The sequence below is a fragment of the Shewanella sp. 10N.7 genome, from assembly GCF_020806285.1.
Taxonomy (GTDB): Bacteria; Pseudomonadota; Gammaproteobacteria; order Enterobacterales; family Shewanellaceae; genus Shewanella; species Shewanella electrodiphila.
This window is the reverse complement of record NZ_JAJGZS010000010.1, coordinates 129687-153233: the sequence shown is the minus strand read 5'-3', so window position 1 is coordinate 153233 and position 23547 is coordinate 129687. Positions and strand designations below refer to the sequence as shown.

The 23547-nt window shown below is 40.8% G+C and carries 17 protein-coding genes; 8 read left to right on the top strand and 9 right to left on the bottom strand.

Annotated features, from left to right (window positions below; genetic code table 11):
* Positions 1-545 precede the first annotated feature (545 nt).
* The 4 genes from LMH66_RS08705 (at position 546) to cydX (ending at position 5578) form a co-directional block, all read left to right on the top strand.
* A complete protein-coding gene (locus LMH66_RS08705) occupies positions 546-1601 on the top strand; it encodes a DUF5694 domain-containing protein (protein WP_229369330.1) in 1056 nt (351 codons plus the stop codon).
* 1129 nt (positions 1602-2730) lie between these two features.
* Positions 2731-4287, top strand: a complete 1557-nt coding sequence (locus tag LMH66_RS08700) for a cytochrome ubiquinol oxidase subunit I (protein WP_102529401.1) — start codon at positions 2731-2733, stop codon at positions 4285-4287.
* A 15-nt stretch (positions 4288-4302) separates the two neighbouring features.
* Complete coding sequence (gene cydB / locus LMH66_RS08695) at positions 4303-5442, top strand: cytochrome d ubiquinol oxidase subunit II (RefSeq protein WP_102529402.1); 1140 nt, start codon at positions 4303-4305, stop codon at positions 5440-5442.
* A 13-nt stretch (positions 5443-5455) separates the two neighbouring features.
* The gene (cydX, locus tag LMH66_RS08690; protein ID WP_102529403.1) at positions 5456-5578 is read left to right on the top strand and encodes a cytochrome bd-I oxidase subunit CydX; all 123 of its coding nucleotides are present in this window, start codon (positions 5456-5458) and stop codon (positions 5576-5578) included.
* A gap of 126 nt (positions 5579-5704) precedes the next feature.
* Here cydX and LMH66_RS08685 read toward each other — a convergent pair whose 3' ends face one another.
* The 4 genes from LMH66_RS08685 to LMH66_RS08670 all read right to left on the bottom strand — a co-directional run bounded on the left by LMH66_RS08685 (position 5705) and on the right by LMH66_RS08670 (position 12717).
* Positions 5705-6196, bottom strand: coding sequence for a DM13 domain-containing protein (locus LMH66_RS08685; RefSeq protein WP_229369328.1), 492 nt, complete (start codon positions 6194-6196; stop codon positions 5705-5707).
* Positions 6197-6378: 182 nt separating this feature from the next.
* Positions 6379-8382, bottom strand: a complete 2004-nt coding sequence (locus LMH66_RS08680; RefSeq protein ID WP_229369326.1) for a methyl-accepting chemotaxis protein — start codon at positions 8380-8382, stop codon at positions 6379-6381.
* A 169-nt stretch (positions 8383-8551) separates the two neighbouring features.
* On the bottom strand, positions 8552-11626 hold the full coding sequence (locus LMH66_RS08675) for an efflux RND transporter permease subunit (RefSeq protein ID WP_229369324.1): 3075 nt from the start codon (positions 11624-11626) through the stop codon (positions 8552-8554).
* The gene (locus tag LMH66_RS08670; protein ID WP_229369323.1) at positions 11623-12717 is read right to left on the bottom strand and encodes an efflux RND transporter periplasmic adaptor subunit; all 1095 of its coding nucleotides are present in this window, start codon (positions 12715-12717) and stop codon (positions 11623-11625) included. Before LMH66_RS08670 ends, LMH66_RS08675 begins: the two co-directional genes overlap by 4 nt.
* 417 nt (positions 12718-13134) lie before the next feature.
* On the opposite strand from LMH66_RS08670, the gene LMH66_RS08665 reads away from it, so the two are divergent.
* Positions 13135-13776, top strand: coding sequence for a TetR/AcrR family transcriptional regulator (locus tag LMH66_RS08665; protein WP_102529409.1), 642 nt, complete (start codon positions 13135-13137; stop codon positions 13774-13776).
* A 192-nt stretch (positions 13777-13968) separates the two neighbouring features.
* Complete coding sequence (locus LMH66_RS08660) at positions 13969-14901, top strand: DUF6268 family outer membrane beta-barrel protein (protein ID WP_229369322.1); 933 nt, start codon at positions 13969-13971, stop codon at positions 14899-14901.
* 154 nt (positions 14902-15055) lie between these two features.
* Here the strand turns inward: LMH66_RS08660 and LMH66_RS08655 are convergent, their stop codons facing one another.
* The 4 genes from LMH66_RS08655 to LMH66_RS08640 all read right to left on the bottom strand — a co-directional run bounded on the left by LMH66_RS08655 (position 15056) and on the right by LMH66_RS08640 (position 20548).
* Entirely contained in the window at positions 15056-15616 is a 561-nt protein-coding gene (locus tag LMH66_RS08655) for a chalcone isomerase family protein (RefSeq protein WP_229369321.1), read from the bottom strand.
* Between the two features lie 105 nt (positions 15617-15721).
* Positions 15722-16201: a DUF2947 domain-containing protein gene (locus LMH66_RS08650; protein ID WP_229369320.1), complete on the bottom strand. Its 480-nt coding sequence runs from the start codon at positions 16199-16201 to the stop codon at positions 15722-15724.
* 152 nt (positions 16202-16353) lie between these two features.
* On the bottom strand, positions 16354-17916 hold the full coding sequence (locus LMH66_RS08645; RefSeq protein WP_229369319.1) for a methyl-accepting chemotaxis protein: 1563 nt from the start codon (positions 17914-17916) through the stop codon (positions 16354-16356).
* 340 nt (positions 17917-18256) lie between these two features.
* Positions 18257-20548: a peptidase U32 family protein gene (locus tag LMH66_RS08640; protein WP_229369318.1), complete on the bottom strand. Its 2292-nt coding sequence runs from the start codon at positions 20546-20548 to the stop codon at positions 18257-18259.
* A 126-nt stretch (positions 20549-20674) separates the two neighbouring features.
* On the opposite strand from LMH66_RS08640, the gene LMH66_RS08635 reads away from it, so the two are divergent.
* Both LMH66_RS08635 and LMH66_RS08630 read left to right on the top strand, forming a co-directional pair.
* Complete coding sequence (locus tag LMH66_RS08635) at positions 20675-21337, top strand: glutathione S-transferase (RefSeq protein ID WP_229369317.1); 663 nt, start codon at positions 20675-20677, stop codon at positions 21335-21337.
* Between the two features lie 11 nt (positions 21338-21348).
* A complete protein-coding gene (locus LMH66_RS08630; protein ID WP_229369316.1) occupies positions 21349-21693 on the top strand; it encodes a winged helix-turn-helix transcriptional regulator in 345 nt (114 codons plus the stop codon).
* Positions 21694-21792: 99 nt separating this feature from the next.
* On the opposite strand, the gene LMH66_RS08625 is transcribed toward LMH66_RS08630, so the two are convergent.
* Positions 21793-23205: an endonuclease/exonuclease/phosphatase family protein gene (locus LMH66_RS08625; RefSeq protein WP_229369315.1), complete on the bottom strand. Its 1413-nt coding sequence runs from the start codon at positions 23203-23205 to the stop codon at positions 21793-21795.
* Between the last annotated feature and the right edge of the window lie 342 nt (positions 23206-23547).

Genomic DNA, 23547 nt, shown 5'->3' with positions numbered 1-23547 from the left:
TATCGAAAAGGGAAATGCTGTTGTTTCCCTTTCGTCTGGTGTGGGCGAAGCGCCAAGGCCTTGATTAAGATCTTGATTTAGATTCTATTCAAATCTAGAAATCATTAGCTGACTAAAGCTGCTAAAACGTTTTGGGGCAAAAACGAGTTACCAGCATCAGCTTTGTTCTTCTTCAGTATTGGCTTTTTTACTGATAATCATACCTTCATTCTAATCCATTACCTGTCGGCACTGCGAAAACAAATATCATCCATGTTAAACGGCCCGTTCGACATCCATGCCTCTCGCTCATAGCGTTTAACACTGTGAAACTTCGCCATGTTTTCGAAGGTCTTGAACGCATCTGCACTGAGATTATTGTCTCTTCATTTATCTTGTTTGTGGAAATTTAAAACAGAAAAATCAGAGTTCCCTAAACACGTTTTCGCTAATAAATAAGGAAAATATACCGCCATAAAAGATAAGTTATTAAAAATTGTAATATTTTTCTACTGTGATATGTTCTTTTTGATTGTTAGAGTGATTTGAAGGTTAAGGATAACAGAATGATAAGAGTCATTTTTGCAGCTCTGGTTTTATTACCTAGCTTGGTAAATGCAAAGCAAGATATACAAAGTCTAAATGCACGTGTTAAACAGAAGACTGAGGTAATGGTCTTAGGAACGATGCATTTAAAAAGCATTAAAGAAGAGATCGACCTGTCTGAAATTAGAGGTTATTTAGGTAAATTTAAACCAACAGCTATTGCAGTCGAATCACTTCGAGGTGAAGATATTTTTACAATGCTTAATGGCTCTGTTGAATATCATGAAACTTTAACAAACTTTGTGGGTGATGAACTACTTGGTATCGCAAAAAATGAACAATCATCATTAGGACTTTCTGCCACTGAAGCAATACACAAAATGAATCAGTTTGAAATAGTAGATAATTTGTCCGATGAAAAGCGAATCGAACTTATAAGACTATCTATTGCAGGCTACTACCCTGATACAGCAACACTCCAATGGTTAAAAATAACAGAAAATGACACTTCTCAATTGTCCACAGATTTAAAAACCTACCTCCGTGCGCGTGCTACAAAAAATAATGAAACACTCAATATCGCAATTAACTTAGCGTTAAGTGAGGGGATAAATACGATCTACCCAATTGATGACCATCTTGATAAGGATATGTACCAAGACATGGTTAAAAAGTTAATGCCATCTTATAGCAAATCCCAAGCAGGAAATGAACTTCAAAAAAGTACGCTTATAACTAAATCTCAATCATTGCAAAAACACGCTATACAAACAGGGGATTGGCTGCCTTTATACCTTTGGTTAAATAGCCCTGAACAAAGTTCTCAAGTTATTGGGCAAGAGTGGAGTATTTTTGTTGATAAAGATTTAGAGGTTGAGCCAGCATTAGCTAGAGTTGCTTTATGGGAAGTTAGAAACCTAAATATGGTGTCTAACATCATGAGAGTGGTAGCGAGTGAGATTGGCGGACGAATTGTCATTATTGTAGGTGCATCTCATCGGGTATTTTTCGAAGAATACCTTTCAAAAATGATAGGTGTTGAAGTCATACCGTTTTCTGATTTTGCATCTAAATAAATGGCAGATTTTATAATTGGATTATCGGTATGCTGCCAAAAATACTTAATGTCTTAAACGTTTTGGCTTTTTTAATGTTCAAATTGAATGGAAATAAACGGGAAAATTGGGCAAGTATGACGACATGAAACATCAAGGGTAACGTCCGATGTCCATAGCAAGCTAATTGCATGCTTAAGACATCTTCCGTTGTATTGCTGCTCAACATGGTCCCAAAGGTGTTTCCAAAATTCAGCAGCAATATAAAACTAATTAGTACGCTTGGTACATTTCAACAAAAACACGTTTGTAGCTATTGATGAAACGCTCAAATAATTTAGTCATTTTAAAATCTCCACTCAGTAATAAATTCAAATTAGTAGAGTTGGGGATGTAACTTGAAATCCATTTTGTTCAAGTCCAATCGACCTTCTCTCAACACAGGACGAATTCTATATCTGTTCAAAAAATAGCTCAAACGAATAAAATTAATCTTTACCATTATTAAAACTAATCCAATATTTGGTTATTTTAATGCTTATTAATCGTTATTTTGATGTTTTGTCATTTAAATTAGCTAGTTATGTGTTTGGTTGTTTTATTTTATAGTTAGTAAATCTATTGCAGGTATGTAAAAAGTTAATTTTTGGGTTTGATAATGTTTCCATTAGTTTTAGATAGTTTAGACTTAGTGATTTTACAAAAATGTAAATAAATCCCTACCAGCTATCAGTGGTAGGGTCAACACCTAAAAGGTGGTACTTTGCGCACCTACTCAAAACCCGCAAAAAACACATTTTTTATAAGTCATTTTGTTGATTGAGGTCAAATTTCGGTGGTATAAATTAAAGGTCTGCAGCATTTGTTGTTTGCTGTAAGTTATTGAATTTAAAAGGTAAGCTAAAAGGTAAATAATGGCAGTCACGATCGCAGTCACGTTACGTGATTAAGTGTGATGTGAGTCTCACATTATTTGTGTTTTATCTGGCTAAATTGAGTTTTCGTAGAATGTTATAAAAGCGCTTAGTTAACATTGAATTAACATGTTAAAAAGAGCATTACTTTTAAATAAAATTTTTCCTGCAATGGCACTTGTTGTGATTGATGGGAATCATCATGGCATTTGGATGTACCGAGTAAGGAGTCGCCAATGATTATTGAAGAGGTTGTAGAGCTGTCACGATTGCAGTTCGCGCTAACAGCCATGTACCACTTTCTGTTTGTACCTTTAACTTTAGGTCTAGCTTTTATTTTGGCTATTATGGAATCGCTTTATGTGATGACTGATAATCAAATCTATAAAGATATGACCAAGTTTTGGGGTAAGTTATTCGGGATTAACTTTGCACTAGGTGTTACCACCGGTTTAGCAATGGAATTCCAGTTCGGTACTAACTGGGCATATTTCTCACATTATGTGGGTGATATTTTCGGCGCACCACTCGCAATTGAAGGCTTAATGGCATTCTTCCTAGAGTCGACTCTAGTGGGTATGTTCTTCTTCGGTTGGGATCGATTCAGTAAACGTCAGCATTTAGCAGTAACTTGGTTAGTCGCCATTGCTTCTAATATGTCAGCGTTATGGATTCTGGTTGCCAACGGTTGGATGCAAAACCCTGTCGGTTCTGTGTTTAACTACGAAACCATGCGTATGGAAATGACTAGCTTCGCTGAAGTGGTATTTAACCCTGTAGCGCAAGTTAAGTTTGTTCATACAGTGGCATCTGGTTATGTAGCCGGTGCGATGTTCGTTCTAGCTATTAGTTCTTACTACATCCTTAAAGGTCGTGACTTACCGTTTGCTCGTCGCTCGTTTGCGATTGCAGCAAGTTTCGGTATGGCATCTATCCTGTCAGTTATCGTGTTAGGTGATGAATCAGGCTATAAAGTGGGTGAAGTACAACGCGTTAAGTTAGCAGCGATTGAAGCTGAGTGGCACACTGAGCCAGCTCCAGCAGCATTTACTGCGGTAGGTTTCCCAAATCAAGAGAAGATGGAAACTGACTTCGCGATTAAAATTCCTTTTGCAATGGGTATCATTGCTACGCGTTCTATCGATGAGCAAGTAACAGGGATTATCGATTTAATCGACGAGCATGAGATCCGCATTCGTAACGGTATGGTTGCTTATTCATTCCTCGAGCAGCTTAAAGCTGGCGATGAAAGCCCTGAACTGCGTGCAAACTTTGAAGCAACAAAAGGTGACTTAGGTTACGGCTTATTGCTTAAGCGTTACACTGAAAACGTGGTTGACGCGACTGAAGAACAAATTAAAGCTGCTGCCAAGGATTCTATTCCTAACGTAGCGCCAATGTTCTGGTCATTCCGTATCATGGTTGGTGCAGGTATGATTATGTTGTTTGTATTTGCCGCAGCATTCTGGCAAAGCACACGTCATAAAATTGAAGAGAAGCCTTGGGTATTACGTGCGGCGCTTTACAGCTTACCACTGCCTTGGATTGCGATTGAATGTGGTTGGTTTGTGGCTGAATACGGTCGTCAACCTTGGACTATTTCAGAAGTGCTTCCGACCTTCATGTCAGCTTCAAGTCTAACGACTTCGGATCTGTGGTTCAGTATCATTTCTATCACTGTGTTCTACTCGATTCTATTAGTGATTGAATTGTTCTTAATGTTTAAGTTTGCTCGTCTAGGCCCATCAAGCCTTAAGACAGGTAGATATCATTTTGAAAACCAAGATGCTTAATCTGAGGACCTGATTATGTTTGATTATGAAATGCTAAGATTTATCTGGTGGGCTCTGATTGGCGTATTGCTAATAGGGTTCTCTGTGACCGACGGTTTTGATATGGGTGTAGGTGCGTTATTACCTGTAATTGGTAAAGACGATACTGACCGCCGTATTATGATTAATACCATTGCCCCGCACTGGGATGGTAACCAAGTTTGGTTAATTACTGCTGGTGGCGCTTTGTTTGCTGCATGGCCTATGGTTTATGGCGTATCTTTCTCTGGCTTCTATGTGGCTATGATGTTGGTACTGTTTGCCTTATTCCTACGTCCAGTTGGCTTTGATTACCGCTCTAAAATTGAAGATCCAAGATGGCGTAAGTCGTGGGATTATGCATTATGTATTGGTGGCTTCGTACCACCGCTGATTATCGGTGTTGCGTTTGGTAACTTGCTTCAAGGCGTACCGTTTGATTTTGATCAGTTCTTACGTGCAACTTACCACGGTGGTTTATTCGGCCTATTAAACCCATTTGGTTTATTAGCAGGTTTAATTGCAGCGTTTATGTTTGTGATGCAAGGTGCATCATGGCTACAAATGAAGACTGAAGGTGAGCTACGTGTTCGTGCGGCTAAAGCGGCACAAATTACAGGCCTTTTAGTTGCTGTGTTATTCGCTATTGCAGGTGTTTGGTTAGTAAATGGTATCGACGGTTACGTCATTACCTCTGCTATCGACACTGCTGGGCCTTCAAACCCAACGACTAAAACCGTTGCGGTTGAAGCTGGCGCTTGGTTAGCTAACTACGATAAGTACCCACTGACGATGTTATTCCCTGTATTGGGTCTGCTTATGCCTGTACTGGTTGTACTTGCTAGCCGTTTAAACCGTAGTGGTTTTGCATTCTTGTTTAGCTCATTAGCTATTGCAGGTATCATTTTGACATGTGGCGCAGCAATGTTCCCATTCATCATGCCATCTTCTTTAGACCCGAATGTAAGCTTAACAATGTGGGATTCTACAGCGAGTGAAATTACGCTTAATGTGATGACTTGGGCTGCAATCATTTTCGTACCGATTGTACTGAGTTATACCGCTTGGACTTATTACAAGATGTTTGGTCGTTTGAACCGTGAGTTCATCGAAAAGAACAAGACATCATTATATTAATTAAGGAGCCATTATGTGGTATTTCTCTTGGATACTAGGTGTATTACTAGCCTGTGCTTTTGGCATCATTAATGCGCTTTGGTTAGAAAACACTGAAAACTTAGATAGAATCAAAGAAGCTGATTCTGAAAAGTAATTAGTCGTTTAAGCTAATATTTAAAACCCTGCCATTGTGCAGGGTTTTTTATTGGCTAAGAAAAATATGGTCGCAGGTGAAGCTATTGATATAAAGAGCGTTGAGCATATAGCGTTGTGGTTAGCCTTATGACTGCGTTATCTGCTGATACTGTGCAGCAGTAATAAATTGACCAAAACTCTCGCACCAAACGATTAAGGTGTTGTACTCAGCGACATTCACGTTAGCCGTTATCGGCACTAAAAAGTTATCGAAGGTTTTGATGTCAGCGACCTGAACCATTTCTGATTTTAAGCGATTGAAGTCAGCTTCTGTTTCTACAAATTCTTTGGCCAAATAAACTTTAAAGTCGGGACCAGGTGAGAGTTTGCCATCGAGTGCGATAAATTCATCGCCGATAGTGACCGTGCCTTCGCCCCAATGTAATGCATCGCTGTCTTTTAGCTCGCGATTAAATTGAGCGGTAAATTTCTGTTGGGCGCTAATGGATAGCACTTGTTCACTACTAGGCGCTTCAGGTGCTGTCAGAATTGGCAGGGCATAAATCCCAGCGCCAAAACCAATGGCGAGCACTAAGGCATGGGTCGAGAACAATGTTGCTATGGTGCGTTTTTTCATGGGCGGCCTATATTTCCTGTCATTGTTAAGTTTTCTAATAAAAAGGCATGAACTTTTCAGCCCATGCCTTCTATAAGACCTGCATTAATAGCGATAAATTTCAATTACCCGATTAATGCATATCAACAGCTAATCTAACCCTACATTCAAATTTAAACGTACCTCTAAATCTAAATACATGCTTAGACTTTAAAGAAGTTAATTTTAGTTTTTAGCTCACTAGCAAGTTCAGTTAAACCATCTGCAACCTCAACGGTTTCTCCTGCACGTTCTTGTCCTTCATTTGCCAAGGTGGATATTTGGTGTAGGTTACGGGTTATTTCATCTGCTACGGCGCTTTGCTGCTCTGTGGCACTTGCTATGCTACTGGTAAAGGTAGCTAGCTCACCGATGCTTACAGTTATTTGACTCAATTGCTGACTTGATTGAGTTCCTTGCTCGGCTGAGAAGGTGCCTAATTTATGGCTGTCTTCCATTTGCTGGGCAGTATTTTTAACCTGAGATTGCAACTGAGCAATGGTTTTACTGATTTCTGATATTGAGCTTTGGGTGCGCTGAGCAAGAGAGCGAACCTCGTCAGCAACAACAGCGAATCCTCGGCCTTGTTCGCCTGCACGTGCAGCTTCAATTGCAGCGTTAAGGGCAAGCAAATTGGTTTGCTCGGCAATACTGTTAATCACCTCAGTGACTTGGTTAATCGCTTCACTTTCTTTACTGACATTTTCAATGTTAGCTTGGCTTTCATTCAGTTGGGTTTTAAGTAAATCTAACGACTCAACCACTTCTGTTAGCTGTTGATGACCAGAGCGTGATGACTCATCTACTTGCTGGCTTTTGGTAGCGCCTTCATTTGAATGATTTGCCACATCACGGATAGAGGCTGACATTTCTTCAATAGCAGTGGCAATCTGGTTGGTTTGCATCATCAATGACTCTGATTCATCACCATTTAATCTTGCCATATCTTGGGCTTTTTGGGCTTGTGATTCTAAGCTCTCCACTGAGTGCTGCAGCGAGTCAATTAAGTCTTTTAGGTTGGTGGACATATCAGCTGCACTGGCAGTAATAAGGTCAATTTCATTATTACTGTTGGGGTCTGTTACTTCAAATTGCTGGGATAAGTCGCCTCGGCCTAATAATTGAAGTTGTTGCTGTAATTTTTGTAACGGCGCGAGGGCTTTAACTTGCAGCATCGCCAATAAACCACTGATTAAGATAATCCCCAAGGCTGCAACGCCCGCTGTAATGTAAAGCAGTTGCAAGCTTTCATTATTTAGCTCAGCGGCTTCAGTTAAGCCGATTAATGTCCAGTTCCATCCTGGAATATTAATGCTATTAGCAAACATGGTTTTTTGCTGATTGTTGAGGTACTCATAACTGAAATGCTGACCGAGCACTTTATTCGCATCTAGGCCATTTAAAATGTCAGGAGTAAGTGCTTCACCAACCTTAAATCTTGGGTGTGATATCAGGCGTTTGTCACTGTTTCTGACCAGCATGTAAAAACCAGACTCTTCAACCACCAGGTTGTTGATGGTTTTTTGTAGTTCAGTAATCGACTCGGTAATGTCAAAACCGATATATAAAATGCCAATGACGTCGCCAGTTTCATTTTTAATCGGGCGATAAACTGTCATGTAGTCTTTACCGAAAAGCTTGGCATAACCTTCATAGGTCTCACCCTTAATCAAAGTTTGATAACCCGGATGAGATTGACCGAGGTAGGTGACTAATGCTCTTGAGCCATCTGCTTTTTTGAGTGAAGTGGAAATTCGTAAGAAGTCATCGCCATCTTTGACAAAAATAGTCGCTGTACCGCCAGTAAGGTTTGAAAAGCGATCTACTTTACTTTTAGTCGCATTGATTTGGGCACTCTCATGGACAAGTGACGGGGTTTGGGTGCTATAGATTTTGACGCTGCGATCTGGTTTGTGAAAGTTACCTGGGTACATAGCGCGCAGGATGTCGGCATTACGGCGAGCAAGGTTTAATAAGCTGACATATTGCAACTCGATAAGTGCAGCATTACTTTGCATTTGCTCATTCATCGAGTCGATGGCTTTTTCTTTTAAAACGTTAGACGAACTGAAATAGGAGACAGAAGAAATAATACCGAATACCAGTATGGTAAGCGCTAGCGAAAAGTACGTTATTTGTTTTGTTATTGACCAACTTCGATAGTTCATGTGATAAGTTCCGAAAAAAGGATAAGTATAATCTAGTGGATATGCCCCCGAATTTATTTGATTAAGATCATGGGAAGATTGAGAATTATCAAGAATTAGTAATTCAACATCTTAAACAAAAAAATGACGCATAAATGCGTCGTTTTTTGATGGTTAGTAGCTGAAAATATTACACTTGTACGGGTGTCAATATTTCAGATTTCTGTGATTTTTTCTTCATTAAAATAAGATACATTGTCGGTACCCAAATCAGCGATAACATAGTCGTTAACAAGGTTCCGCCAGCAATGGCAATTGCAAATGGAGGCCAGAAACCGCCGCCTGCAATAATCAAAGGTAAAAAGCCGCCGATGGTGGTAATGGTGGTCGAGCCGATATGCCTACCGCAACTGCTGACCAGTTCGATAATGGTCTCTTTATTACCAAGCCTTGCTTCGGGCACATCTTCTAACTCTGCCAATATTACGATAGCGGCGTTAATGGCTAAGCCCATGAGTCCCAGTAGACCTATGATAACGGTAAAACCAAATGGGTAGCCAAACAGGTAAACGGCTAATAAGCCAAGTCCCGCAGATTGAAACGCACTGAGTAAGATAATGGCGGTTAACCTAAATGAGTTAAACGACAATACAACCGTTGCCAGTAATAAGGTGACGACCACGACAATGTTAGACAGTAAGTTGCCAACTGCTTCATCTCGCTTAGCACTCTCACCGCCTATTTCTAAGTGATAACCAGAAGGAAGCTCGATTTGCTCGAGTTTCGCTTTGACGTCACCGAGTACTTTACCCGGCAATACCCCGCTAACGATATAAGCTTCGATGGTATTGACGCGTTCACCATTTCGGCGCGGTATACCGCCGCGACTAACATTGATTTGGTTATTAGCAATAGCAGAGAGCGGAATGGTATCGCCATTGGCTGATACGATATTGATCTCAGATAAGCGAGTTGCTTGCTCACGAGATTGATCTGCTAACCTGACTCTCACTGGCAAGGATTCAGTTTGCTCTAAAATACTGCCGCCTATGATCCCAGTCGTCGCCATCTCAACTTGTTTAGCGATATCGGTAAGGCTTAAGCCACTCATTAAGCTAGCGTCTTCATTGACTTGTAACCAGACTTTCGGAGAGCCTGCACTTAACGTCGCTCGAGTATGAATAACATCTTCGGTTTGCATTAATAGACCGCGAGCTTGTTCACCAAGTTGGTTTAATGTGTCTAATGATGGACCGTATATACGTAACTCTACTGGCGCATTAAATGGTGGGCCTTGTTCTAGTTTTCTGACTAGGATTTGCGCTTGCGGGAAGTCAGTATCAAACTCTTTTTGTAAGGATAAAATCAGTCGGTTTGCAGCGTCAAAATCAGTGACCTTAACCATGGCTTGTGCATAGTTTGTCGCACCTTGCTGACGTTGGGTAAGGTTGTAATAAAATGATGGTGTATTGCCGCCAACAACCCAAGTAATCATCTCTACATCGTCAATAGACTCAAGACGTGCATCAATGGATTTAACTTGTTTTAAGGTGTTATCTAAGCTCACATGAGGCGCTAAATACACTTCAATTTGAAACATGTCTCTGTCAGATGGTGGAAAGAATTGCTCAGTCATCTTAGTTGAGGCAAAAAAGCCCACAAGCGGCAATATACCAATTAATAATGCGCTGAATAATGGGCGTTTTAGCGCAAAGGCTAAACTGGTTTTAAAAGCATGACCTAAACGAGGAAAAGCCATGCCTTTTTGGTACCAAGCCATAGATTCATTGTCTTGACTAAAGCGACCAGCGAGCCCTGCGATAATAGTATGTGAAATAAGGTATGAGCCTAATAGGGCAAACATCACTGAAATCGCAATGCCGCCAACAAACTCACCTGCAGCGCCAGGCATTAACACAATCGGGGCGAAGGCAAGCATAGTCGTTATGGTTGATCCCGCTAACGGCAACCATAAGTGGTGCAGTGTTTTGCTGACAGCTTCGAGTTTGCTTAACCCTTGTTTACGACGCTGGGCAATGGCATCGACGATGACAATGGCGTTATCAACCATGATCCCAAGTGCCACGACTAAACCTGTCACTGACATTTGGTGAATGGGTAAACCAGTATATTTCATGCATGCTAAGGTAAACAGCGCGGTTAATGGTAATGATAATGCCACGATAAGCGCATTTCTTAAGCCCAAGGTGAGCATTAAAACAAACAAGATAATAAAGAAACCTTGGATAAGGTTTATCATTAAATCGCCTAAACGAACGCTAGTGTAACCTTGTTGGTCAAATAACCATTGAACTTCAATATTGGCTGGTAAATTAGCTTTGTAACTCTCAACAACCTGACTGACTTGAGCTTGCCATTTATCAACACGGTTGTTATCAATCATACGCGCAGAAACGAGCACACCAGGTTGGCCATTAATTAACGCGATGGTTGTTGCAGGTGTTTTAGGTTGACGACTGATGTTTGCCACATCAGCGAGGCGAATAATCTGCCCATTAGTGTCAATTTTGAGTGGCACTTCACTGACGCGGGTGATTGAGTCGAGTTCACCAGAGACTTCAATTAAGGCTTTAAATGTGGCGTTATTGATTTCACCCGCTGAGATTTTACTGTCTGCATTGGAAAGAATAGAAGCGATGCTTGCTGGAGTTAATTTAAGTTGGCTAATTTTATTGCCATCGAGTTCAACTAAAATTTCTTCATCTGGTGTACCAGATAGTTTTACAAAATCAGTGCCATTTAAAACTCGAAGCTTGCTTTGTAACTCTTTTGCATATCGATTAAGTATATCGGTACGAATAGGTGTATCACTGCTCCACACCAGCCCTAAAATGGCGGTATTGGCATAGCCTGTTTGATCGTCTAATAAGCTATTTTGCGCTGATGTAGGCAGCTGATATTTGCTGTCTGCAATAAGATCTCTGGCCCTAGACCACACAGGGGCAGTATCGATGACGTTGTCTTTCAACTCAAGCTGGATAACGGAAATACCAGGTCGAGAGGTTGATTGAACCAGCTTTAACTCTTCTAATCGGCGTAGTTCATTTTCTAAGACTTCAGTGACTAAAGCTTCAACACGCTCAGCCGAAGCACCAGGGTATTGAGTGACAACCGAGGCAAATCGGTTGGTAATTGTTGGATCTTCTGTGCGTGGTAAGCTATTTATCGCGCCTAAACCTGCGACTAACAGCAGTGCAATCATCAAACTGGCTAGTCTGCCATTTTCAACAAATGCCTTAATCATAGTGACCTCGCCACAGTCTCAGACGTCGGGTTAACATGTTGGCCTACCACAAGCTTGTGTAGCCCTTTAGTCACGATGACATCGTGTTTGTTTAATGCACCATTGATGTAAGCTTGATGTTCGGTGGTATAGATAATATCAACATCACGACGCTCAATTTTCGAGATACCTTGCTCATTTTTGGTCACTACAAACACATTCCATAAACCTCTTACACCGTCAGTGAGTGATGCAATAGGCACCCAATAGCCAGCATCTTCAATTTGCTGTTGGTACGCTAAATAGGCTATCTCACCGTTAATGATTGGCTGGTTACTTTTGGATAAATCATTACTAGGTAAATCTATGCGTAATTGCACCGTGCGGGTCACGCTATCAATTTCAGCGCTGATACCGGCAACACGGCCTTTATAGCTTTTACTGCCAATGAGTATGTTCACCATTTGGTTAGTTGTTAAAGTCTGCGCGACAGCAATAGGTACACCGATATAGGCCTGCTGTTGACTGGTGCCAATTAAGGTAAAAACAGGGCTACCTAGAGCGATTACTTCGCCCAAGTTGTGATGGCGTTTGCTGATAGTGCCATTAAAGGGCGCGACTAATGTGGATTTTTCAAGTTTAAGTTCTGTTGCATATAAAGAGGCTTGTAGACGTTTTTGGTTGGCTAACAGGCTGGAAACCTGTTGCTGGGTTTCGTCAAATTGTTGCTCTGAGACATATTGCTTCTTTTTAAGCTCTACTGAACGTTCGAAGTTACTTTGGGCTAAGACTAAATCGGCTTGGGTCTGTTGCAATGAGGCACTTAACTGTTGATATTCAGCCTCGAGTAATTGGGTGTTCAGTGAAGCCAGCTTTTGCCCTTTAACCACAGCGTCGCCACTGTCGACAATAATATCACTTAGCTTACCAGCCAGCTCAAAACCGACCCCTGTAGTATCTGTTGAGCGAACGCTGCCAGTATAGCGCTGCTGATGTTGGTAACTTGAGCTAAAGTTGAGTGGTTGGGTTATGACTTTGGGTACTGTAATAACGGTTGTTGTACTTGCTTCATCGCTGTTGCAGGCACTGAGTAGCATTATCGAAAAAGTCATACTCAGGAAAGAGACTGCTCGAGTCGACTTTGAGCTTGATAAAAGTGATCTTGATAATAGTGATCGTGAAAATAATGATCTTGAAAATAATGTTCCTGTAAACAAAGAGCGTACAGACAAAGAACCTGCAGAAAAAGACCGAGACACTGTTTTCATGGGGAGCATTCCTATTGCTAATACTACTTTATAGGCAATTCAATATGACTCATATTGACCTGCACTTAACATCGTGCGATTCTAAATTCCAGAACTAGACTGTCTAGTCCATTTTGATGTAAGTGTATTTCCATAAAACTAGACTGTCCAGTCTAATTTGTGATTAAATGTTATCTCTTGTAACAAGTTTGCTGCAAGAAAATGTAAAAAAGGCTTTAAATCAATAAGCGAAGCCCCAAAAAAATAAAAGATGAATTTATAATGATAACTGCGAAACACTCTACACTTTGCCAGCATAATGCGCCGAAAACGCGTAGTGAGCAGAAATGTGCCCAAATACTTCAGGCGGCTATCGAGCTGTTTTGTGTGCAAGGGTTTCCTAATACCAGCATGGATTTAGTGGCGAAAAAAGCCGGGGTATCAAAGCAAACCGTCTATTCCCATTTTGGCTCTAAAGATGAGTTATTTATTGCTGCGATTGAGTCTAAATGTGTCGTGCACCAATTAACCGGTGACTTACTTGAAGACTCAACGAATGCTGAGCAAACCATAAGAACGTTTGCTACCCAATTTGGCGAGTTGATTGTCAGTGAAGAAGTTTTGGCAGTATTTAAAACCTGTTTAGCCCACGCTGATACTCACCCAGATTTATCTAAATTGTATTTTGATGCAGGGCCAAAGCATGTATTAGGGTTATTAAGTGATTACTTTAGCCGAGTGAATAAACATGATGAGCTTTATTTTGCCAAGCCACACGATAGTGCGGTGCGACTGTGCTTGATGCTGTTTGGTGAACTCAAAATGCGCTTAGAGCTTGGGCTGGATGTGAGCGATCTTGTACAAAATAGGCAGAGCTATATTGAGGATACTGTGAGCTTATTTTTAAATGCCCACCGAAAATAAGCCAGCCGTGTTATATCATCAAATATTAATGTAACAACGTGTATTCACTTGCTACTGTTGTGATAACCTAAAACTGTGTAATATCTCATAATACATTGAATTTGTGATCCAAATTGAATAGGTCAGAGTATTGACGTGTAGATTTGGCATTCAATATTTTGATCATAATAATAATGAGAAAGGAAGCAGTTAATGAACGTTACCCCAAGCTTGTTCCAAGCTAATCAGCTTAATGCTGGTCGATTAAAAAAAGTGGCGCAATTGAGTGTGATTGCGGGACTGTTTCTCACTCCTTATGCGGCTGCATATGATTACTCACCCTTTAAGTTTCATGTATCGCGCACTTCTACAGATGCTGCTCAAGTGGGTGACACTAATACTGAATTACAACGTGATGTTTGGCGATTAAAACTTTCAGGCGCTATGCCACTGAGCAAAGAGTGGATGCTCGGCGCTAATATTGGTTATGACAATTTAGATTACGGCTTTAAGAATATTGATAGTGACCTACTAAATGGTCAGGTTACGCCTTGGAGTTCAATTAATAAATACAGTGCAGGTTTGTCATTAACTTATCGACCAACTGACACGAACTGGATGTTTTTGTTAGCGCCAAAACTGCAATATGCTTATGCCAATACTGCGTCATCGTCTGATGCACAAAGTTATGGTGTGGTGGGCTCGGCTATGTACCGTTTTGAATCAGGTAATATGCTTGGATTCGGCGTGGCTTACCTTAACGATATTTCTGAAGTAAAGACTGTTCCTTACTTAGCTATTCGCTGGAAAATCACCGACAAACTTACCTTGGGTAACCCGTTCCAAGCCGGCTTTAGTGGTCCTGCAGGTTTAGAGCTGTCCTATGAAATGAATGACAAGTGGAACTTCGGTGTTGGTAGTTCACGTCGTTCAGAGCGCTTTTTGATTACAGATCAAGAACAAACCATTGAGATGGAAGAATGGGTAGGCTTTGTCCGGGCGGGTTGGAACATCAGTAAAAAAGCGACCATTAATGCTTATGGCGGTTACTTCTTTAACAGTGAAATGGAGCTCAGTGAGCCTAATGTGACTGACGAAATAGAAAATCAGTCTGCGATAGGCTTAGCTTTCGATATTAAGTTTTAATCTACAAGTTTTAGTCGATAAATTTCATTGTTTAGGGGCTGAGCATATAGCACATAGCTGTTTGAGTTTTTTATAGTCTCGTTGCTAACGACAGACCAAAAAAAAGCGACCGTCAGGTCGCTTTTTTATTGTTATAAGCTTTTTGCTGCCAAGGTTATTGAGCCAGCATATTTTTACGTAAGCTTTTTTGCGCAGGTTCGTCGCCTAACCAAATTTTTAGCAGTGCTTGTCTGAATGCTTCACCTGCGATTGTGGCTTGTTCGACACCATTTTTAAAACTGGTGACGCCAGCGCCTTTATGGGTGACAAAGGTAAATTGATCGCCTTTACTGACTTCTTCAGTAAACAGACCCATAAATTGGGCTATGTCTTTGTCTATTGAAGCGGTGTTGCCATTGGTTGCGCTGTCAAAGCCTCCTTCAATTGCATCGGTCATTTTGTCTGAGGTGATCATACCCGAGGTAATGTTAAGGCGAATAACAGCAGTTGATTGATCTAATACGGCGGTTAAATCATTGGCTGGCGTGGCAATGTAGAGGCTACCAACATATAAATCCATAAAGAATTTACTGCGAACGCCTGCGCCATTTAACGCTAGTGATTGCTCGGCAATAGTTAGGCTATCTGCTAACTCAACACCAGAAACGGTTTTAGCTTCAGCAAGCATTGGGGTCAGTAAAGCTGCGGTAAGTGCGATGGTTGAAAGTGCTTTCATAGGGTACTCATTTATTATTTTTGTATCAGTCAGGTTGATGTTGAACTCGACGAACATTTAAAATGCTCTGTCGAGATCATTGAGTAAACCTGGCTTATTGGTTTTTTAGCTGCGCATCCCTAGCTTATATTGTCCATTTTGTTCAAACATGATTGCTTGTTTTTTCTTGGGAGCAATCAAGATAGGACCGTCATCAAAAAACAAAAATGCTTTCCAATTACGGGCAAATACAACCCAAGTGGTTTCGATTATTTGGTATTTTTCGTAGCAGAAAAACACTTGAGTGTCGTCGTCCCAATCAATGAACTCAGCGATAGGCTCTGGCAATGTATTATCATCAGAATCCCATGCCGACTGCCAATGTTCGGTTTGTTTCCAAGCATCTTGCTTTGCAGCCCAATCTCCTTTAGAAAACAATTCAGCACGATTACATTTATTACTGATCCATTGATTCCAAACCGTCATAGCACTTTTTTCAGTGAGCGGTTTGATTAATGCTTTATCTGTATCTAACACGGGTAAATCTTTATGGTTAAAGATCCACTTGCGTTTGTATGCATCTAATGGAATGTAAGTGTGTGCCAAAAATAGCTCCTAGGTTTAAGAAAGGGTCTTCGATGTTAGCGAAGGATTATAACTTTTCACCATTGATAGTGCTAGCAATGTACGAGGAGAGATTGATATGAACGGCATGTTGAAGGTTAACATGCCGTTCATGGGGTGAGTAACAACTGAGATTACAGGCGAAAGCGTCTAATTAACGAATGGAAGGTACTGATAGTGCTTTCTAGTGACTCACTGGCTCGTAGAGATTCTTTAGCGGCATCTGCAGTATCAGAAGCGCCATCTGCAATGTCGATGATTTGCTGATTAATATGTTCAGCGACTGCACTTTGTTCTTCAACGGCTGATGACATTTGAAAGGTCATATCAGTAATATTACCTACAGCATCTTTAATCTCACCAAGGGCATTTCGGGTGTTTTCAACAATTTCTACCCCTTGTTTTGCTGCAAGTTCACCTTGAGCCGACATATCTACGGCACTGCTTGTGCGAGCAGATAATTGCTTAATCACAGCATGAATCTGATCTGTTGATTCACGGGTTTTAAGGGCAAGGGCGCGTACTTCATCTGCTACAACACTAAAACCTCGACCTTGCTCGCCTGCACGTGCCGCTTCAATGGCTGCGTTAAGAGCCAGCAAGTTCGTTTGGTCTGCAATAGATGAAATCAGATTAGCTGCTTGGCCTATTTGCTGAGTAGAATCTGCCAGCTCTTTAACTGTCACAGCAATACTGTCAACTGTGTGGCTTAATTGATGAATTGAGTTAAGTGATTCATCAGCTAAGTGGGTGCCAGTATCGACAAACTGCATCACGTTTTCAGCGCTATGTGAGTTCTCCTCAATCTTTTGAGCGACTTCTTGTATTGCCTGAGACATTTCAGTGATGGCTGACGCAATTTGTTGAGTGGCTAAGCCCTGCTGTTCAACAGAGGTTTGGGTGACTTTGACCTGTGCTTTACTGGTTGAAGAGATATCATCAAGACCTGATACCGACTCATTAATTCGGGTGAGTGCTGTACGGCACCTCGCTATTTCACTGATAAAAGCAAGCTTTGCTTGTGCGCTTACACCAGCATCATCAAAGTAGGTTTGCGCGACGGTTTTATCTGCGAATGACTTGGGGCTAATAGCGAGTAATGACCGCCAATGTGATGCTTGTTGCTGCAGACTCCAAAAGCTACTGATACTTGCGGCAATTAGGGTTGCAATCACTGCTGTGGTGTTGCTTTGCCAACTGAAAAACAAAATGAGTAATGTGCTAGGCAAAAGGGTGGGCAATAGCTTATTGAAATTAAAACGAGCACTGGTTAACAGTGTATTGGCAGACTTACCCGCTTTGATACGTTGGTAGGCTGTATTGGCTCGCTGCTTTTCTGCAGGCTCAGCGCATACTCTAACGGATTCATATCCCACTAGCTTTTTACCATCATATACTGGCGTTACGAAAGCACTGACCCAATAGAAGTCACCGTTCTTACGGCGGTTTTTAACTAAGCCCATCCACACATTACCTGCCTTTAGGGTTTTCCACATTGTGGCAAAAACCGCGGAGGGCATATCGGGGTGGCGAACAATATTGTGTGGTTTTCCCAGTAACTCTTCTCGGCTATAACCACTGGTTTCAATGAAAGCTTGATTACAGTGGGTGATGTTGCCTTTGGGATCGGTGCTGGAAACGAGAGGGGTGTCGGGAGAGAAAAAGTACTCTTTATTGCTGGCCGTATATTGGGTCATAATGCTTCTTATATTTGACTGCAGAGATCTAATTATTATTAAAATTGTGATGCTAATCTCAAAATATTGGCCAAATGTAAACTAAAAGAGATGTTATTAAAAGTAGTGAAAACAACTGTTTAAATAGAAAAAATAGATGAAGATACTGCAAGGGGTAAAAACCTTAATTTAAACAGGTGTTTAATTTATTTTGTGATACCTAGCTTGGATACAGATTGAAACACCTTTTATCTAAGGTGATGAAAATCAACTTTATTTTTAATATAGATGATTTCATATATCAAAAAGCCCTAGCTAAATGATGTTAGCTAGGGCGTCTTAAAGTGATAAAGAGTTTGGCTTATAAACCGTTTTTATATTGTAAGTGGGTTGATTCTGGCACCATGGTCGCAAGAGTCGTGCTGACCTCATTTTGGCCATCAAGCAAAGCCTCAAACTGTTTAATTAGCTCAACTTTATCTGGCGACTCTTTGTCACCTGCACCTATGTTAGTTAAATCAATCATAAAGCCGTCGAACATATGGCTAAGATCATCAATGATCTCGGTATTTAAGAATTGGTCTTGGTTATAAATACTTGGGTAACCCGCTTTTTGTTTATCAATGGCAAACGAGTCACCTTTGAGGTTTTTAATGCTGGTGGATTTATCACAAGACAACATACAGCCATTATCAATACGCGGTTTTTCGCAGCCGACACTTTGCTGGAAGAAACACTGACGGCTAGCCATTAACAAAATAGGGTGGTAAATGCTGTAAAGCATTTTAAAGTTATTTGGTCTGGCAATTTGTTTCATCTGTTGCTTGTTAATTTCATTTGAAATGAACGCGCCAGCACAATCAAACCCTTCCTTTAATGCTAATAAAGCATAAGAGTTAGTGGTATTTAAAAATGGTCCCGCTATCCACTGAATGCCGAGTTTATTGGCATGATAAGCAATACCGGTATTGTTGGTGACAATGAGTGGCGGCTTAACTTGCTCAAGGATATTGAGCGCGACGTCATAATCTTTACCAATTAATACTGGTGGGAACCAAGGAATAAGGCGCGGGTTTTGCTGTAAAAAGTCGACATATTTAGTGCAGCCACGTTTATAGGCATCAGGTAATTTAAAGTAGATGTCCCCATCTGTCACTTCAGCAAGTTTGGCATCTTCCTCATCACAAATTAGCATTGAAAGTGCGGGCTTTTGCTCTGCATCTTTTGGATGACGTGCAAGTTTAGGTAGTTCAACTTCAGCAATAACATCAATGCCATCATTCAAGTAAGCTAACAATTCATTTTTTAAGGTGGTGATTTCACGGTATGGAATACTTAATCCATCGGTAAGCTTGTCAGTTTGCAGTTGGACTAATTCATAGTTGGCATTGTTGATATTTTTAAAGCGTTTTTCAATGGCTTCTTTATCAACACTGAGCTTCTCACTTGGCATCATTAAGCTACTCGAGCTAAACACCACTGTTTTAGTTTCAGCATCGGCCAAATCACTGCTGTTATGTTCAGTGGTTACCGTTAGGGTTAACGGCTTATTTGGCTCGCTTGCAAAGCTTAAGTAAAGCTTTAATTTCTCAATACTTAGATGTGCAATTTTATCGTCAACTGAAGCATTAATTTGTTGCTTGTCGACTTGTAATTGTTGCTGAGCATCATGGATTTGCACCACTGAAATTGACTCGCCTTTGTCAGCTTTGAGTTGATCAACTAAGTGATTTTTTGAATTGTCACGTGGGTTATCAATAAACATTGACTGGTTTAAGTCACCGCGTAAGAAGGCATTAGTGAAGTCACGGTTAAAGACTTTGTATAAACGCTCGCCGTCTTGGGTGAGTTCGCCTGTTTCAACATAACCATCAATTTGTTTACGGAAACTATCAATCACAGTGTGAACGTAACTTGCGCCTTTAATGCGGCCTTCAACTTTAAATGAATAAACGCCAGCGTCGATTAATGCAGGTAGGTCAAAAAAGGCCGAGTTATCTTTAATGTTAAGTGGAAAGTTATTTCCCGACTCTGTGGTTTCGTATTCTTCACGGCATGCTTGGCTACAACGGCCACGGTTACCAGAATTACCAGCACTGGCAGAGGTTGAATAACATAAACCAGAGAAAGCGACACATAACGAACCATGCACAAACACTTCTAATAAGGTGTCGTGTTCTTTACTGACTTGCGCAAGGGAGGTAATTTCTCTTAAGTTGAGCTCACGAGATAAATTGACTCGGGTTGCGCCTAGTTTTCTTAAAAATGGAATTTGCCCGGCATTGTGGGTGGTCAACTGGGTTGATGCATGAATATCTAAGGTTGGGAAATGCTTACGCAATACATAAAGCAGCCCCATATCTTGCACAATTACACCATCTAAAGTGGTGTTAACCAATCTGTTGAGCAGCTTCAATAGGGTCTTAAATTCTTGTTCTAAAATAACGATATTTAAGGTTAAGAAAATACGACAGTCGTATTGATGGGCAAGTCTGATGATCCCGACCAATTGATCGAAGGAAATATTAGCAGCGCGATTACGGGCGTTAAAAGTATCTAAGCCGCAATAAACAGCATCTGCACCCGCAATAATGGCCGCTTTAATCGCATCGACATCACCACCTGGGGCTAATAATTCAATCTTCGGTTTCATGATCTAAAAGGTTCTCAGTTAATTTTAATGGGGGGATGTTACCCGTATATTTTGCTAATGAATATCGTTAAAGTACATTATTAATTAGTAAGCCCGTATATAAGTTGTAGGGAAAACAACACAAGAATGAATAAAATCATGGATTTACCCGTACTCTACTCGTTAAGAAACTGCCCCTTTGCAATGCGGGCAAGAATTGCCATTTATAAGTCGCAGCAGCCTGTTTTGCTGCGAGACCTGGTTTTGAGTGATAAACCTTCAGAAATGTTAGTGGCCTCACCTAAAGGAACTGTGCCAGTGATTGTGACTGAAAAGGGCATTGTGATTGAAGAAAGCTTTGAAGTGATGCTATGGGCATTAACTCAGGGCGACCCTGATGATTTGTTGTTTACAGATACTCCTGAGTTACTGGATAAAATGCTGATATTAATTTATCAATTTGATAGTGAGTTTAAACGCTGCTTAGAGAACTATAAATGTGCCAAGCGTTATAGCGAGTCAAATATCGATGAATGTCGTCAAGCGTGTGAAAAATATATCCATCAGTTAGAGCAATTGTTAGATGGGCAAGATTATTTAATGGCAGATCGAGAAAGTTTAGCCGATATAGCACTGTTACCCTTTATCCGTCAGTTTGCCCGCGTTGAACGTCAATGGTATTTACAGTCACCCTATCCCAATGTCAGAGCATGGTTAAATCGTTACTTACAAAGCAAGATGTTCAGTAAGGTGATGACGAAATACCCACTTTGGTTAGATGCCAAGCAAGATGTGATGTTTGGTGGTTAAGGTAGATAAATATGCAAAAACACGACGCTTTATTTTCAAAAAAGTCAGCCCCTGAGAGAAGTGCTCGTATGGTTGAAACGATATACGGTTGTAAGTGGTCACTGACGGTCTATCAACTACTGGCTAACGGTATTAATCGACCTGGAGCGATGGTGAACCATGTTGAAGGGTTAACCACTAAAGTGTTGAACCAATGTTTAAAGCGTAACGTTGAATTTGGTATTTTAGATAGGGTGACTTTTAGTGAAATTCCGCCAAGAGTTGAATATCAAGTGACAAGTTTTGGACAAAAGTTTTTGCGGATTTTAGATGAGTTAGAGAAGCTACAGCAGGAATTGGACGCTAATGATAGTTAGCACCAATCAAGCATGCGGATTAAATAATGAAAGACATATAAAAGCCCGCTTAAAAGCGGGCTTAGTTATCTTAAAATGGTGCAAGATTAATCAACGTAATTACAGCTCAACGTTAATCCACACTAAACGGTGATCTGATGAGACAGACTTTCCGCCACCGCCCCAGTTACCTACACGTTCGTCGTTCATCATTAAACGACCATCTTCAAATGATGCAGGCCAGAACACACCAGAATCAGTGATATTTAAATCGCTTGAAGGAATAACGTGGTCTAAACGAAGGCCTGAAGTGCTGGTGATAACATCTGGGTATTTAGTGCCCCAGTTTTCAGCTCTACATTCACCATTTGATAAACATTCAGGGCCACCTAAGCTGCTTGGTGCATATACACCATGCGTAGCAAGTTGATTAACGTGGTCACTGTACATTAACCCTTTGATGGTATCTAAGTAGCCGTCGCCTGATTCAGGATCGGCATTTAAATCGCCTAAAATAACGAAAGATGAGTCAGCAGAAATACCGCCTTTAGTGCCAGCATCATCGTAAATGTAACTACCTTCACCTGAAATGTAATCGTCCCAGAATTTGATTTCTGCACGGTTAAGCAGTTTGTTATTTTCGGTAACCGTGTCGAAAATAGGGGGAGTTGGGTGAGACATTAATAAGTGAATCACTTTGTCTCCATCAGCAGTAGGGATGATGATAGGCGCATCAACGTGGTTTTTAGATGACATTGGCTTTTCAGCCCAAGCTTCTGCTGTGTACCATTCATCACCACAAGCCAAACCTTCAGGAATTGGATTGTTTTCGTCTTCACAGTTAGTGATAGTTGGGTTTGCTTCACCTGGCATATCTTTCCACTTAAAGTTTTGGAAAGTACGCACGTTCTCTGTATCGATTGGGTATTGTGATAATAGTCCGAAGGCATATTGACCGTGGTAGAAACCAAAGCCCCATGCGTCACCCGGCAATGCGACAGTGCCATTACGATCTAAGTCGTGATCACTTAATAGGCCAGTGTTAGTGGCAAAGCTCTCAGCATACCCGAATTGAATAGGCTCAAGTAATTCAACATCATCAGATGTCGAACCTAATGCGTTTTGCGGCACTGAAAGGTAGTTTAAGCGGAAACCTTGAATGGCTTGTTGGTCTTCACCTGTCCCGTCATTATTGAACTCACCCATTAATAGAACTGCTGGGCGCTCAGTTTGAATAATCGCTGCTACGTTACGGATTTGAATGACTTTTTCTGCAACTGCGAGTTCACCGTCAGTTAATGTACCGTCAAACCACTTGTCCATTAAATCCTGCTGAACAGCCGGTGTTAGCTTCATTTCTTCAACAAGATCTGCGTAGGTACTTCTGTCAAAAGAAAGGTTATAGGTACCGATACGAACATCTGTGGTTTCAGGTGTAGGTTCACCTGGGTAATAATTGTTGGTTTCGTCGTTGCAACCCGCTAGTAATGCAACACTGACAGCAAGTGCTGCAGCTGTTTTGAATACTTTCATTTTAAAACCCCATTGTTATTTATATATGCTGCCTTTAGTGGAAGCTGAGTAGGATTTTATACAAGTGTTTTTATATGTTCCAAATAAAACATATCAATGTAAACAGTAGGTTGTGATTTTATCTCTTTGTTGTTTTTGTGCTTGAGGTGAGTGTTAATTTGGTTGTGTTTTGGTTATTTGTTTTGATGTTTATTGCTGATTGCTTAAGTTGGTGGGCTGATGTGATGTGATGTGATGTGGTCAAGTAAATCTGTACACACCTAGAGGGAGCTTGTTATAAAGATTGAGCACTTTAATTTTGTTGAAAGGTTCAAAAAATGGGCAAGACATTAATAGCGTCAG

Excerpts from the sequence above, each read along its gene's own strand:
- LMH66_RS08705 (WP_229369330.1), top strand. The coding sequence starts at position 546 with ATGATAAGAGTCATTTTTGCAGCTCTGGTTTTATTACCTAGCTTGGTA.
- LMH66_RS08700 (WP_102529401.1), top strand. The coding sequence starts at position 2,731 with ATGATTATTGAAGAGGTTGTAGAGCTGTCACGATTGCAGTTCGCGCTA.
- cydB (WP_102529402.1), top strand. The coding sequence starts at position 4,303 with ATGTTTGATTATGAAATGCTAAGATTTATCTGGTGGGCTCTGATTGGC.
- cydX (WP_102529403.1), top strand. The coding sequence starts at position 5,456 with ATGTGGTATTTCTCTTGGATACTAGGTGTATTACTAGCCTGTGCTTTT.
- LMH66_RS08685 (WP_229369328.1), bottom strand. The coding sequence starts at position 6,196 with ATGAAAAAACGCACCATAGCAACATTGTTCTCGACCCATGCCTTAGTG.
- LMH66_RS08680 (WP_229369326.1), bottom strand. The coding sequence starts at position 8,382 with ATGAACTATCGAAGTTGGTCAATAACAAAACAAATAACGTACTTTTCG.
- LMH66_RS08675 (WP_229369324.1), bottom strand. The coding sequence starts at position 11,626 with ATGATTAAGGCATTTGTTGAAAATGGCAGACTAGCCAGTTTGATGATT.
- LMH66_RS08670 (WP_229369323.1), bottom strand. The coding sequence starts at position 12,717 with ATGACTTTTTCGATAATGCTACTCAGTGCCTGCAACAGCGATGAAGCA.
- LMH66_RS08665 (WP_102529409.1), top strand. The coding sequence starts at position 13,135 with ATGATAACTGCGAAACACTCTACACTTTGCCAGCATAATGCGCCGAAA.
- LMH66_RS08660 (WP_229369322.1), top strand. The coding sequence starts at position 13,969 with ATGAACGTTACCCCAAGCTTGTTCCAAGCTAATCAGCTTAATGCTGGT.
- LMH66_RS08655 (WP_229369321.1), bottom strand. The coding sequence starts at position 15,616 with ATGAAAGCACTTTCAACCATCGCACTTACCGCAGCTTTACTGACCCCA.
- LMH66_RS08645 (WP_229369319.1), bottom strand. The coding sequence starts at position 17,916 with ATGACCCAATATACGGCCAGCAATAAAGAGTACTTTTTCTCTCCCGAC.
- LMH66_RS08640 (WP_229369318.1), bottom strand. The coding sequence starts at position 20,548 with ATGAAACCGAAGATTGAATTATTAGCCCCAGGTGGTGATGTCGATGCG.
- LMH66_RS08635 (WP_229369317.1), top strand. The coding sequence starts at position 20,675 with ATGAATAAAATCATGGATTTACCCGTACTCTACTCGTTAAGAAACTGC.
- LMH66_RS08630 (WP_229369316.1), top strand. The coding sequence starts at position 21,349 with ATGCAAAAACACGACGCTTTATTTTCAAAAAAGTCAGCCCCTGAGAGA.
- LMH66_RS08625 (WP_229369315.1), bottom strand. The coding sequence starts at position 23,205 with ATGAAAGTATTCAAAACAGCTGCAGCACTTGCTGTCAGTGTTGCATTA.